Source organism: Solwaraspora sp. WMMD791 (assembly GCF_029581195.1).
GTDB lineage: Bacteria > Actinomycetota > Actinomycetes > Mycobacteriales > Micromonosporaceae > Micromonospora_E.
Genome location: NZ_CP120737.1, coordinates 4,963,212 through 4,975,244, shown reverse-complemented (window position 1 = coordinate 4,975,244; position 12,033 = coordinate 4,963,212). Strand labels below are relative to the sequence as shown.

The following is a 12,033-nucleotide window of genomic DNA, read 5'->3' as shown; positions in this document are numbered from 1 at the left end:
GCCCGGCCACGTCCACAGCACCCCGGCCACCTCGCGCCCGGGGCGGTGAAGATGGAGGTGGGGACACGCGGAGAAAGATCAGGACATACCGACAGCAGACGTCCCCTCGACGCCGCTGTCCCGGGGCCGGCCCGCCTGCCCGGAACTCAGCGGAGAAGCCACCCGTTCTGCGGAGTTTTCGGTGCCGAACTCCGCTCCGCCGGGGGCCACCTCGCCGTCGTAGTTGTAGACCCGCAGTCCGCCGTCGCGCTGCTTCGTTGTCCGAATGTAGCGGTGTATCAGGCCGTCGATGTCCAGCTCGACCAGTGCGGTGTCACCAGCCGTCAGAGTTGTCCGGTCCCGTGGGCCACCGACCAGCACAGCGTCGTCGTCCTTGTCCGTCATGCCTGACCGCATACCCCGGAGCAGCCTCCCCACACCGCCGATGAGTATGAATGTTTCCAGGGACATCGCCCCGGACCGTGAAGTCGACGGCCTACCGTCAGAGAACGCCGCGTTCAGCCCACTCGCGGGGGCGCTGTTGCGCCTCGTCGTCGGCGCCGGTGCGGGCCCGCCCGGCAGCGGTCTCGGCTCGACCCTGGCGGTGATGGCCGCCAGCGCCACCGACACCGACGCCGGCCCGCCGCGACCTGCGCCGGTACCAGCCGACGAACAACGCCACGGCCAGCAGCAGCTCTGCGGCATCACCGCCGTAGTACATCAGTTGAGCTGCCTGCCGGGCCGCCACCAGATCAGCGCCCGAACCCGAAGCGAGAACGTCAGGATGGGCGTACAGGAACTTGGCCAGGTAGGCGTGGGCAGCGACTGACGTGGTCAGTACGGTCACCCGGACCCACAGCCGAGGCCGGCGCGGTGCCGGATCCGGTCCAGCGATCGACCAGACGAACAGGTAGCCAGCGATGAAAAAGTGCGCGTGCAGCGCGAGCTGCAGCAACGGCATCCGGTGCGTCAGGGCGTAGATCGGCGTCAGGTAGACCAGATACATGCCACCGGTGGCCAGAACCAGTGCGGTCACCGGATGCCCGATCAGGTGCACGACCCGGTTACTCAGCAGCCGGGCAAGCCCGCGCCGCCGAACCGGCGACACCGCACGCAACAGGACGGTGACCGGCGCGGCGAAGACCAGCACCAACGGTGCGAACATCCCGACAAGCAGATGCTGCACCATGTGGCCACGCGGGTCGTGCATCGCCCACGCCGACAGGCCAGGCCCGGTGGCCATGGCGACCAGCAGCACACCGGCGAGCAGCGCCGCGACCCGTCCGTCATGCCACCCGTGCCTGGTCCGTGACGCCGCCACCAGGTAGCCGACGGCTACCGCCCCCAGCAGCAACAGCAGCAGGGACCAGTATCCCGCGCCGGCGATGCCGTGCGTGACGGTCACGGCAGCCGGCGACGAGCGATGTCGGCCAATACGGCCCCCGCGACCAGCAGCACGACCCCGGCGGCATTCCACATCAGATCGTACGGCAGCAGATCCACCTCGTAGCGAATCTGATGCAGCCGTAGCACCTTGTGGTTGACAAGCCCGTCGAGCAGTTGGAAACCACCTGCGCCGAGCAGAACGCCGGCGGCCGCGCCAACCCGGGTCACCGTGCCCTCCCGTACCAGATCTGCAAGCAGAAATACCCCCGCGACCAGTGCGACCAACTCCCCCGCGTGCAGCAGCCCATCGGACAACAAGCCGATCGCCGGGGTGGACCGATCATAGAAATGATGCCAGCCGAGTATCTGGTGGAAGACGATCTCATCGACCGCCGCCATCAGTCCCACCCCGATCAGGGCTGCGGCACCCATCGTTCGGCCCAGTCGGACGCGTGTTCTGGTCAGCGGCTCCATTGTCGCCATAGTGCTGAGGGAGGCGTTCCCTGTCGAGCCAACGCGCCGGACGAAACAGGCGGCCTGCGGATCAGCAGGTCAAGGGTCCGAGTCCTTGGCGGTCAGCTCAGGTGGCGGTCGAACCAGCCCAGAATACGTTGTGGGTTTCTGGGCGACGCGGCCAGCGCCGACCAGGATGGGCAGCCGGTGCACGGGACGTTTGGCGCAGGGAGGAAAGAGGTCAGTGGCCTACCCCGAGCTGACCAGCGAGTGTCCCGTGGATGCGGGCGCTGGGCTGGTTGAGTTCGATGATCTCGACGGTCTTGCCCCGGCTGGCGTACTTGGTGGTGATGGCGTCGAGGGCGGCGACGGACGAGGCGTCCCAGACGTGGGCGTGGGTCATGTCGATGATCACCCGGTCGGGGTCGCCGGAGTAGTCGAACTGATAGACGAGATCGTTGCTGGAGGCGAAGAAGAGCTCTCCGTGCACCGAGTAGATCCGGGTGGTGCCGTCAGGGTCGAGCACACTGGTCACCTCGACCATGTGCGCCACCCGTCGGGCGAAGATGACCATCGCGGTGAGCACTCCGAAGATCACGCCGATCGCCAGGTTGTGCGTGATCAGCACCGCGGCGACGGTGAGGGTCATCACCGCTAGTTCACCCCACGGCATGCGCTTGAGAGTGGCGGGAGCGACGCTGTGCCAGTCGAACGTCGACACCGCGACGATGATCATCACGGCGACGAGGGCGGCCATCGGAATGCGGGCGACGATGTCACCGAGGGATACGACCAGGATCAGCAGGAACACGCCGGCCAGGAAGGTCGACAGCCGGGTCCGGGCCCCCGCCGCCTTGACGTTGATCATGGTCTGACCGATCATCGCGCAGCCACCCATGCCGCCGAAGAAGCCGGTGACGATGTTGGCAACACCCTGACCCCACGACTCGCGGGTCTTGTTCGACCGGGTGTCGGTGATGTCGTCGACCAGTTTGGCGGTCATCAACGACTCCATCAACCCGACCAGCGCGATCCCCAGTGCGTACGGGGCGATCAGCTGCAGGGTGGCCACGGTGTACGGGATCTCCGGCCACGCGAGGAACGGCAGGCTGTCCGGCAGCGCGCCCTGGTCACCGACGGTCGGTACGGCGAACCCGGCAGCGACGGTGACCACGGTCAGTACGACGATAGCGACCAGTGGTGCCGGCACCGCCTTCGTCAGCCGGGGCAGGCCGACCATGATCACCAATGCGACGGCGACCATCGGATAGACCAGCCATGGCACGCCGATCAGATAGGGAACCTGGGCGGCGAAGATCAGAATCGCGAGGGCGTTGACGAAGCCGACCATCACGCTGCGTGGGATGAACCGCATCAGCCGGGCGACGCCGAGCACGGCGAGCAGCACCCGCAGCACCCCGCCGAGGATCACGGCCGCCAGCAGGTAGCCGAGCCCGTGGTCGCGCGCGAGGGGGGCGACGATGAGCGCGATCGCGCCGGTCGCGGCGGAGATCATCGCCGGCCGGCCGCCACAGATCGCGATGGTGACGGCCATGGTGAACGAGGCGAACAGCCCGACCCGGGGGTCGACTCCGGCCAGGATCGAGAAGGAGATCGCCTCGGGGATCAGCGCGAGGGCCACGACCAGGCCGGCGAGGACCTCGGTGCGGAACACCTTCGGCGACAACCACGAGGGGCGGGACAGATGCGGCCGGAGCGCCGCAGGGGAGAACGCAGACATACAGCCTTTTCCGATCAGGGCGCGCAGTAGCGCGCTGGGTCTCGTGTCGGGATTCGCGGACCAGCACCGATCCCGGTGGCCGTGACGGCACGATCCGTCACGATCACGGTGACCCGAGAAGATGACCTGGTTGTTTCCTGGCGTCGTCGCCTCGGAAACCATCCCCCGCCGTGCTGGTCGGCCCGGCACGGGCGGCAGGGGTGAATCTACCGTCGCGGAAGGGTAGAGACGGCGCAGAGTGGCAATCGTCACCAACGGCGCATGGTGAGCAACGGTGCGACCGTGGTGGCAGAAAGGGCCCTGATCCCGACCGATCACCGGGCGGTCCGGCGCAGCGATACCCTTTGTGGGATCACGTTCGTGGCGGTAACGGAGGAGGCGGGCCTGCGGCGATGGGTTCCCGTGAGCTGATGCAGATCGGCGAGGTGGCGGAGCGGACCGGGTTGAGCCTGCGGACCATCCGCTACTACGAGGAGGTCGGCATCGTCGTCCCGTCCGCCCGGAGTCAGGGTGGCTTCCGGCTGTACACCGAGGCGGACGTGGCGCGGCTGCGGGTGGTGAAGCGGATGAAGCCGCTGGAGTTCACCCTGGAGCAGACCCGGGAACTGCTGAGCATCCTCGACCGGCTCACCGATCACGGCGACCAGCCGGACCAGGCGGACCAGGCCGTCCTGCTGGCCAAGCTGCGCGAGTACCACGCGGCGGCACAGGCGCGGGCCGCCGTGCTGAAGGCGCAACTGGCCACCATCAGGGAACTCAGCGCCGACCTGTCGGCACACCTCGACGCGCTGGACGCCCCGACGGTCCCCCCGCGCACCAGCGGCGCCATCGCACGCTGAACCGGGACGGATCCCACTCCACTCGACTGGCGGGCTCCCATCGCCACCCCGGTCCTACCGTGCACCAGCAAGGACCCCCCGACAGGTGCGGGTACGCCGACGGCGTGCGCAGCTCCGACGGCTCCGGACGGACTCCTGAGCGCTCATCGCAGGGCGCGGCCGGTACAAATCAGCCAATAAAGGCTGACAAATCGGTAAGGTCTTCACATGGGAGCCGCCACGGAGCCGCGCGGTCCGGTCCCCCGCGATCTTCGCCCCGATCTCCGCCGTCGTCATCCTCAGCGCCTCGATCGGGCAACGCCTCAAACGCACCGCCGAACTCGTCGTCGGCGTCGCCCTCGGCATCGCCATCGGCGACGCCATCATCCTCACCATCGGCACCGGCACCTGGCAACTCGCGTTGATCGTGCCCCTCGCGGTGATCGCCGCCGTCTTCCTCTGCGGCGGCGCGGCGCTCGTCACCCAGGCCGCCTCCTCCGGCGTCCTCGTCGCCACCCTGACCCCCGCCACCGGCGCCCTCTACCCCCAACGGTTCATCGACGCCCTGATCGGCGGGCTGGTCGGCCTCATCGTCCTGGTCCTGCTCCTGCCACTGAATCCACTGGCCATCGTCCGCCGCACCGCCGACCCGGCCCTCGACGTCCTCACCGACATGCTCTTCCTCAGCAGCGCGGCACTCACCGACCGCGACCGCCACCGAGCAGGCAAGGCGGCACGCCGCCTGCACAAGGCCGAGGACGAACTCGCCGAGTTCCGCGACGGGGTCGACGCCGGCCACGAAACCGCAGTCCTCGCGCCGGTCCGGTGGCGCACCCGGGGCCCACTCGCGCAGTACGCCGCCATCGCCGAACACCTCACACGCGCACTTCGCAACTCCCGGGTCCTGACCCGTCGCGCGGTCTCCCTGCTCGCCGACGACGAACCCGTACCCGCAGCTCTGCCGCAGGCCGTCCGACAACTCGGCGAAGCCGTACACGCGATGCGCCACGAACTCGACACCGGCACCGAGCCGAAACGCGCCCGGCGCCACGCCCTTGACGCCGCCCGACACGCCAGCGTTGCGTACGAGGCCGGACTCGGCTTCAACGACAGCGTCGTGGTAGCCCAGATCCGCGCCACCGCCAGCGACATCATCCGCGCCAGCGGCACCCGACCCGACGACGTCGAACGCCTCGTCGGCGAAGCCTTCAGCAACGCCAAGTAGACCCGCCGCCACCGGGGGCATTTCCAGATCCAGCGGCGAGACAGCGACCAGACGGCGAACCCGGGCCCCATCGACCTGCGGCATGCGGCTCAGGAGATCATGCGACGGTAGGTGAGAATGGCGAGGGCGTACGCGACGACGAGGATGCCGACGCACCAGGCAAGGGCGATCCAGATGTCGGTGCCGACCGGCTGCTGCGTGAACAGGTTGCGGATCGCGTCGACGATGGCGGTCACCGGCTGATGCTCAGCGAACGCGCGTACCGGGACCGGCATCGTGTCGGTGGGCACGAACGCCGAGCTGACGAACGGCAGGAAGATCAGCGGATAGGAGAAGCCGCTCGCGCCGTCCACGCTCTTCGCGGTGAGCCCGGGGATGACGGCGAGCCAGGTCAGCGCGAGGGTGAACAGGATCAGGATGCCGGCGACCGCGAGCCAGGCCAGCACTCCCGCGTCGGAGCGGAATCCCATGAGCAGTGCGACGCCCACGACGACCGCGAGCGAGACCAGGTTGGCGACCACGGAGGTCAGCACGTGCGCCCACAACACCGACGATCGTGCGATCGGCATGGACTGGAATCGCTCGACAATGCCGCTCCTCATGTCCTGGAAGAGCCGGAACGCGGTGTAGGCGACTCCGGAAGCGATCGTGATCAGCAGGATCCCGGGAAGCAGGTAGTTGACGTACGCACCTGACCCGGTGTCGATCGCACCGCCGAACACGTAGACGAACAGCAGCATCATGGCGATCGGCGTGATCGCGGTCGTGACGATGGTGTCCGCGCTACGTCTGACGTGCGTCAGGGAGCGACCCAGCAGGACGGCGGTGTCGCCGGGGAAGTGTCGGTTCATGGCTGCTTCCTGGTTGTCTGCGATGACGGTACGGTCGCTGGCGGCCCGGCCTGGTCGTCGGTGCCGGCGCCGACGATGGCGAAGAAGACGTCCTCGAGGGTCGGCTGCTTCTCGACGTACTCGACCTTGGTCGGCGGGAGCAGCTGCCTGAGTTCGGTGAGGGTGCCGTCGACGATGATCCGGCCCTCGTGGAGAATCGCGATCCGGTCGGCCAGCTGTTCGGCCTCGTCCAGATACTGTGTGGTGAGCAGTACGGTCGTGCCCTGGTCGGCGAGCTGTTTGACGGCCTGCCACACCTCGATGCGCGCCCGGGGGTCGAGTCCGGTCGTCGGCTCGTCGAGGAAGACGACCGGTGGGCGCCCGACCAGGCTCATGGCGATGTCGAGGCGACGGCGCATACCGCCGGAGTACGTCGACACCTTCCGCGCCGCGGCATCAGTCAGTGCGAAACGGTCGAGCAGCTCGTCGGCGACCTTGCCCGGGTTCCGCAGATGCCGCAGCCGGGCCACCAGCACAAGGTTCTCCCGACCGCTGAGAACCTCGTCGACCGCCGCGAACTGTCCGGTGAGGCTGATCGACTCCCGTACCTGCCCGGCCTGGGTAGCGACGTCGAAGCCATTGACGGTGGCCGTGCCCGCGTCCGCCTTGAGCAGCGTGGCGAGGGCTCGCACGAGCGTCGTCTTGCCAGCTCCGTTCGACCCGAGCAGGGCGAAGATGCTGCCTGGTGCCACCTCGAAGTCCACGCCCCGCAGCACCTTCAGCTGCTGGTACGACTTTTCCAGCCCGCGTACCCGGATCGCCGGGGCCTGCTGTGCCGTCATCGTGGCTCCTCGGCGTTCCCGGGGTCCTCACCGGCGGCGAGCGCGATGGCACGGGCCAGCCGGCCGCGTTCCCGGGCCACATAGCCGCCCTTGTCGTAGTTGGCGATCAACGCCTCCACGAACTCCACCGGGTCGTCTCCGACGACGTCCCGGATCGGAGTGCCGTCCGCCGCAGCCCGCTCGAACAGGTCGGCGACGTCCTCGAACAGCGACGCCGCGCTGTCGCCGTCCACCGCCCCGAAGTGCATGAGGTACCGCTCGATGGCGTCGACCGCAGCACGGTACGGCGGCGGGAGTTTCCGCACCCGTGCCTTGTACGCGCGCCAGCGCCGCTTGGGGCCGATCACCTTGCCGAGGAATCCGTTCTCGGTGTCGAACGTCATTCCTTGCCTCCTTTGTGAAGTGTTTCAAGTCGTTCGGCGAGGAAGGCCCAGGTCTTCCAGAACTCGTCGAGGTACTCCCGCCCCTGGGCGTTCAGCGAGTAGACCTTGCGCGGCGGCCCCTTCTCGGACGGGACCTTCTCCACGTCGACGAGGCGTTTCTGCTCGACCCTGACCAGCAGGGCGTAGACAGTGCCCTCGGCGATGTCGGAGAAGCCCTGCTCCCGGAGCCACGCGGTGATCTCGTACCCGTATGCCGGCCGCCTGGACAGGACCGCGAGAACGATGCCCTCCAGCGTGCCCTTGAGCATTTCCGTCATCTGCCTACCCACAGACCACCACCCCACCGATCGGTACTGAGCATCACTGACTACCGGTACATAGTAACACTGACTAGCAGCATCGCAAGGAGTCTCGCCGACGCCGACAGAAGACACGAGGCTGCGGGCAGTTCAGCGGTTTGGCCGAGCATCGGCCGCAGCGGGCGCGGTGCTCGGCGGATGCTCGAACGTCGGAACCGGACCCCGGATCCACCAGGACCCAAGCCGGAGTTCGCGACCTAGACGAACTGACGTGACAGCCCAGACATCAGGGGTTCGGGCCCCTTCGGGCGCGTGAGATCGCCTTTCGCCCTGTTGACCTGCGGCTTCGCCGATCCGACCGGGAGGACGCAGGTCGTGGCACCGCTCCGCCTCGGGTGGCCGCCGATGAGGGCTCGGGTCCTTCAGCCCGTACCAGGATCGTCAGGGGTGTGAACGGTCGACGTAGGGCAGGGCCGGCAATCGGTCTCACGGCGGTCGTCGGCCGTCGACCTGCCGAGAATGCTGGCGGACAAGCAGTGGGCCGGATCCCTGTCGAGATCCGACCCACTGCTTGTCCGTGATCAGCTGGTCCAGTCTTCGGCGGCCAGGTCACCGACCCGGCTGCCGCACCCGCACGGTCACGTCACGGTGCAGGGCGCGCCGTTGAGGCTGAAGGATGTCGGCTTGGCTGTGTTGCCGGTGTGGGTGGCCTGGAAGCCGATGCTGACTGACGCGTTGGGTGCGATAGTGCCGTTGTAGGAGACGTTTCTGGCCGTCACCTGTCCGGAGTTGGGCGAGTAGGTGGCGTTCCACCCGTTGGTGATGCTCTGCCCGCTGGGCAGTGTGAAGGCCAGCGACCAGCCGTTGATCGTGGCCGTACCGGTATTGGTGACGGTGATGTCCTCGGTGAGGCCGGTGTTCCACGCGTTGACGGTCGCCGTGACCCGGCAGGCTCCGCCGCCCGGCGGAGCAGTGGTCGGGCCAGGGGTCGTCGGACCAGGAGTGGTCGGGCCAGGGGTCGTCGGGCCAGGGGTCGTCGGACCGGGAGTGGCGCCCTGGAACTGGGCGAAGAACTGCCACGTCGCCTGCGGGAGCCAGGACCCCGGGGTGGGGGTGTGCCCGCCGTCGAACGCGTGCCAGACGACCGGGTGGTCTGCCGTACAGCCGGTGTAGGTGGTGGTGATGTACCTTCCACTGCCCGGCGACGGTTCCGGAGCGTTCTGGGCGTTACAGCCGTTGTTCCTGACGAACCTGTCCCGCATGGAACGCCCGCCGGCGATACTCAGGACGTTGTCGCTGATGCCGTGGGCGTGCAGGTATCCGATCGGGTCGTTGCCGCCGCTGCATCCGCTGATGACGCCACCGGCGTAGACCGCGACGGCACGGAAGACGTTCGCCCGGGCACACGCGAGCGCGTAGCTCATGCCCCCGCCGTAGCTGAAGCCCAACGAGAAGCGCTGCGAGGTGTCGACGCAGAGATCGTTCTCGATGGTCTGGATCATGTTGTCGGTGAAGGTCACGTCTTCGCCGCCGGAGTTGGCCCAGCCGGCGTTGAGCCCGTGGGGGGCAACGAAGATGGCACTGTTGTTCGACAGCGGCAGCAATCCGTAGTAGTTGCCGTTGACGACGTCTGCAGCGGAGCCGTTGAGCCAGTGGAAGCCGAAAATCAACCGGTACTGGCGGTTCCTGTCGTACCCGTCGGGGAGCCGCAGCGTGAAGGTGCGCGTCCGGCCGCCGCTCTGAATCGTCCGCGTGCCGCTGGTCAGCGTCGGGTTCTTGCCGCAACCAGCACTCGCGGCGAGTACGCCGACATCGGTGGCCGAGGCGGTTGCACCGAGGCCACCGCCGACCATCACTGCACCCAGTGCGAGGGTGATGGCCGCCACTGTCGCGACAGATCCGGCAACGGATCTCCGTCTGGACATGGTCACTCCGATCCGTCGTTCGCGTGGCCGGCGGGCCTGCGCAGCCGTGAAGCGCGAGACACCAAGAGACTAGATAGTCATTGCTCAATAGTCAAGATCATCAATATATTTCCCTGAGCCCACCCGGTGCAGACAGGCCACAACGCGCCAAATCGGCCAAGCCCATGGCAGTGGTCGAGCCGGGCCCGAGCCTGGATGCGACACCACTGTCCGGCCGACCGCTGTGCGACGCCACTGTCAACCGACCGCGGTGCGACGGCTCCTCAGGCCGACCGCGGCGCGACGGCTCCTCAGGCCGACCGCGGCGGGGTGTCGCTGTCGCGGAGGTGGTCCAGTTCTTCGTGGTACATCGCCTGCATGCGCTCGTAGTGCCGGGCCAGCAGCCGGATCTCCTCGGCGGTGTAGTCCTCGATGAGCTGCGCCGTCCGTTGGGCGAACCGTTCGTACGGTCGTTCCAGGTCGGCGACCCGCTCCGGCCGCAGGGTGACGATCACCCGCCGCCGGTCCGTCGGATCGCGTTCGGCGCTGACGTAGCCGGCCTGCTGGAGCCGGCGGAGCATGCTGGTCACCGCCCCGGTGGTGAGGTTGGTGCGCTCGGCGATCTGTCCGGCGGTGGCGGGTCCGGTGTCCGCCAGGTGGTCGAGGCATTCCAGGTCGCTCACGGTGAGGCCGAGTCGCTCCGCGATGGCGTACCGGAACACCATGGACAGCCGCGACATCTCCCGGCCGGCGCGCATCAGGTCGGCGATCGCGGAGGCACGGGCAGGCTCGTCGGACATGCCCGCAATCATGCCTCCGGTACGGTCACCCGGTGCAGCCGAGGTAACAGGCGGGTCAGCACCCAGTGCGGGGCGGCCGCGCTCCCCGTGAGGCGGCGCATCAGCGCGGCGGCGGTGTCCACCGCGCGGAAGGCGTAGGGCACCATCTCGTCCTGGTAGGCGGCGATCGCCTCCTCCACCGGTGTGCCGTTCGTCCGGGCCTGGACGAGTCGGTGGCCGAGCAGGGCGGCGTCGCGTAGCGCGGTGTTGCCGCCCTGGGCGCCGAACGGCGGCATGACGTGTACGGCGTCGCCCATCATCGTCGCTCGGGGCACCGCCCACCGGCGGGGGCGCCGGCCGGTGGCGAAGACGTTGAGCACCGTGGCGTCGACCTCGGCCGTGTCGACCAGTCGCCGGATGAGCGGGTGGAAGTCGGCGCTCGCCCGCGCGGCCAGCTTCCAGAGCGCGAGGAGGTGTCCGCGGGCGACGGTGGGTACGTCCTCCTGCCGCAGCAGCATGCCCCACATGACGTAGTCGTCGCCGGTGGGGGCGTAGCTGCCCGGGGCCAGGCGGGCGAACGCCTCCGGTGGGCGTTCGCCGAACCGCATGGAGGTGAAGAAGAATGCGCGGCCGGGTCGGTCGGCGATGGCCAGGACCCCGCTGGTACGCAGCGCGTCCGGGATGATGCTCCCGCCGTCGCGCCGCAGGGGAGACCGGCCGTAGATGCCCACCATCGGGGTGGTCGACGGGTCCGCGTCCGGCATGAGCTGCCCGCGCAGCGCCGAGCGGACACCGTCCGCGCCGACGACGACGGTCGCCGGGGCGGCTCCGCCGTCGGCGAACCGCAGCCGCAGCCCGGTCGGGCCGCCGTTGTCGACCGCGACGGCGGACCTGCCGTAGTGGATGCGACCGTCCATCCCGGACTGCAGGATCGACCGCAGGGTGAGCCGGTCGACCTGGCGGGTCGCGTGCGGCTCGTCCTTGAAGGTGATGGTGAACGCGTCCCGTAGTCGGCTGTCGGTGAAGCGCAGGTGCCCGCCGGGTTCGTCGCCGGTGGCCAGCGCCAGACGGTACAGCGGGCGGGGCAGGCTCTCGCGAAGCGCCTCCAGCCCGTACCGGTCGAGGATGATCCGGTAACCCTGCCGTCTGACGAAGGCGCCCGGATCGCGTTCGTAGACGTGCACGTCGATGCCGGCGCGCGCCAGGTACTGGGCGAGGCAGAGTCCGGACAGGCCGGCACCGGCGATCGCCACTGAGAAGTCGGTCGATACGCTCATCCGATTATCTTAATGACTAAGATGATTTCGGCAAGGGCCACCGGGAGGCCCTCGCGCACGGCACCGGGCCGCGCCGCCGACCATCAGCAACGCGGCCCGATGCGCACCCGACGCGGG

The 12,033-nt window shown here is 68.5% G+C and carries 13 protein-coding genes; 2 read left to right on the top strand and 11 right to left on the bottom strand.

Annotated features, from left to right (window positions below):
- Nucleotides 1–78: 78 nt before the first annotated feature.
- The 4 genes from O7623_RS22185 to O7623_RS22170 all read right to left on the bottom strand — a co-directional run bounded on the left by O7623_RS22185 (nt 79) and on the right by O7623_RS22170 (nt 3,559).
- Nucleotides 79–450: a hypothetical protein gene (locus O7623_RS22185; protein WP_282224940.1), complete on the bottom strand. Its 372-nt coding sequence runs from the start codon at nt 448–450 to the stop codon at nt 79–81.
- A gap of 31 nt (nt 451–481) precedes the next feature.
- Nucleotides 482–1,384 carry a cytochrome c oxidase assembly protein gene (locus O7623_RS22180; protein WP_282224939.1) on the bottom strand — a complete coding sequence of 301 codons (903 nt, stop codon included), beginning with the start codon at nt 1,382–1,384 and terminating at the stop codon, nt 482–484.
- Nucleotides 1,381–1,839 carry a DUF2243 domain-containing protein gene (locus tag O7623_RS22175; protein WP_282224938.1) on the bottom strand — a complete coding sequence of 153 codons (459 nt, stop codon included), beginning with the start codon at nt 1,837–1,839 and terminating at the stop codon, nt 1,381–1,383. Before O7623_RS22175 ends, O7623_RS22180 begins: the two co-directional genes overlap by 4 nt.
- A gap of 220 nt (nt 1,840–2,059) precedes the next feature.
- Nucleotides 2,060–3,559 carry a SulP family inorganic anion transporter gene (locus O7623_RS22170; RefSeq protein ID WP_282224937.1) on the bottom strand — a complete coding sequence of 500 codons (1,500 nt, stop codon included), beginning with the start codon at nt 3,557–3,559 and terminating at the stop codon, nt 2,060–2,062.
- A gap of 392 nt (nt 3,560–3,951) precedes the next feature.
- On the opposite strand from O7623_RS22170, the gene O7623_RS22165 reads away from it, so the two are divergent.
- Both O7623_RS22165 and O7623_RS22160 read left to right on the top strand, forming a co-directional pair.
- Complete coding sequence (locus O7623_RS22165; protein WP_282224936.1) at nt 3,952–4,398, top strand: MerR family transcriptional regulator; 447 nt, start codon at nt 3,952–3,954, stop codon at nt 4,396–4,398.
- Nucleotides 4,399–4,588: 190 nt separating this feature from the next.
- Entirely contained in the window at nt 4,589–5,602 is a 1,014-nt protein-coding gene (locus tag O7623_RS22160) for an FUSC family protein (protein ID WP_348775169.1), read from the top strand.
- A gap of 89 nt (nt 5,603–5,691) precedes the next feature.
- On the opposite strand, the gene O7623_RS22155 is transcribed toward O7623_RS22160, so the two are convergent.
- The 7 genes from O7623_RS22155 to O7623_RS22125 all read right to left on the bottom strand — a co-directional run bounded on the left by O7623_RS22155 (nt 5,692) and on the right by O7623_RS22125 (nt 11,916).
- On the bottom strand, nt 5,692–6,453 hold the full coding sequence (locus tag O7623_RS22155; protein ID WP_282224935.1) for an ABC transporter permease: 762 nt from the start codon (nt 6,451–6,453) through the stop codon (nt 5,692–5,694).
- Nucleotides 6,450–7,274 carry an ABC transporter ATP-binding protein gene (locus O7623_RS22150; protein ID WP_282224934.1) on the bottom strand — a complete coding sequence of 275 codons (825 nt, stop codon included), beginning with the start codon at nt 7,272–7,274 and terminating at the stop codon, nt 6,450–6,452. Before O7623_RS22150 ends, O7623_RS22155 begins: the two co-directional genes overlap by 4 nt.
- On the bottom strand, nt 7,271–7,657 hold the full coding sequence (locus tag O7623_RS22145; protein WP_282224933.1) for a DUF1048 domain-containing protein: 387 nt from the start codon (nt 7,655–7,657) through the stop codon (nt 7,271–7,273). The genes O7623_RS22150 and O7623_RS22145 overlap by 4 nt, the downstream gene beginning before the upstream one ends.
- A complete protein-coding gene (locus O7623_RS22140) occupies nt 7,654–7,986 on the bottom strand; it encodes a PadR family transcriptional regulator (RefSeq protein ID WP_348775102.1) in 333 nt (110 codons plus the stop codon). The genes O7623_RS22145 and O7623_RS22140 overlap by 4 nt, the downstream gene beginning before the upstream one ends.
- A 608-nt stretch (nt 7,987–8,594) precedes the next feature.
- Nucleotides 8,595–9,881, bottom strand: a complete 1,287-nt coding sequence (locus O7623_RS22135) for a cellulose binding domain-containing protein (protein ID WP_282224931.1) — start codon at nt 9,879–9,881, stop codon at nt 8,595–8,597.
- A 290-nt stretch (nt 9,882–10,171) separates the two neighbouring features.
- Nucleotides 10,172–10,660: a MarR family transcriptional regulator gene (locus O7623_RS22130; protein ID WP_282224930.1), complete on the bottom strand. Its 489-nt coding sequence runs from the start codon at nt 10,658–10,660 to the stop codon at nt 10,172–10,174.
- 8 nt (nt 10,661–10,668) lie between these two features.
- Nucleotides 10,669–11,916, bottom strand: coding sequence for an NAD(P)/FAD-dependent oxidoreductase (locus O7623_RS22125; RefSeq protein ID WP_282224929.1), 1,248 nt, complete (start codon nt 11,914–11,916; stop codon nt 10,669–10,671).
- Nucleotides 11,917–12,033: the final 117 nt, after the last annotated feature.

Excerpts from the sequence above, each read along its gene's own strand:
- O7623_RS22185 (WP_282224940.1), bottom strand. The coding sequence starts at position 450 with ATGTCCCTGGAAACATTCATACTCATCGGCGGTGTGGGGAGGCTGCTC.
- O7623_RS22175 (WP_282224938.1), bottom strand. The coding sequence starts at position 1,839 with ATGGAGCCGCTGACCAGAACACGCGTCCGACTGGGCCGAACGATGGGT.
- O7623_RS22170 (WP_282224937.1), bottom strand. The coding sequence starts at position 3,559 with ATGTCTGCGTTCTCCCCTGCGGCGCTCCGGCCGCATCTGTCCCGCCCC.
- O7623_RS22165 (WP_282224936.1), top strand. The coding sequence starts at position 3,952 with ATGGGTTCCCGTGAGCTGATGCAGATCGGCGAGGTGGCGGAGCGGACC.
- O7623_RS22155 (WP_282224935.1), bottom strand. The coding sequence starts at position 6,453 with ATGAACCGACACTTCCCCGGCGACACCGCCGTCCTGCTGGGTCGCTCC.
- O7623_RS22150 (WP_282224934.1), bottom strand. The coding sequence starts at position 7,274 with ATGACGGCACAGCAGGCCCCGGCGATCCGGGTACGCGGGCTGGAAAAG.
- O7623_RS22145 (WP_282224933.1), bottom strand. The coding sequence starts at position 7,657 with ATGACGTTCGACACCGAGAACGGATTCCTCGGCAAGGTGATCGGCCCC.
- O7623_RS22135 (WP_282224931.1), bottom strand. The coding sequence starts at position 9,881 with ATGTCCAGACGGAGATCCGTTGCCGGATCTGTCGCGACAGTGGCGGCC.
- O7623_RS22130 (WP_282224930.1), bottom strand. The coding sequence starts at position 10,660 with ATGTCCGACGAGCCTGCCCGTGCCTCCGCGATCGCCGACCTGATGCGC.
- O7623_RS22125 (WP_282224929.1), bottom strand. The coding sequence starts at position 11,916 with ATGAGCGTATCGACCGACTTCTCAGTGGCGATCGCCGGTGCCGGCCTG.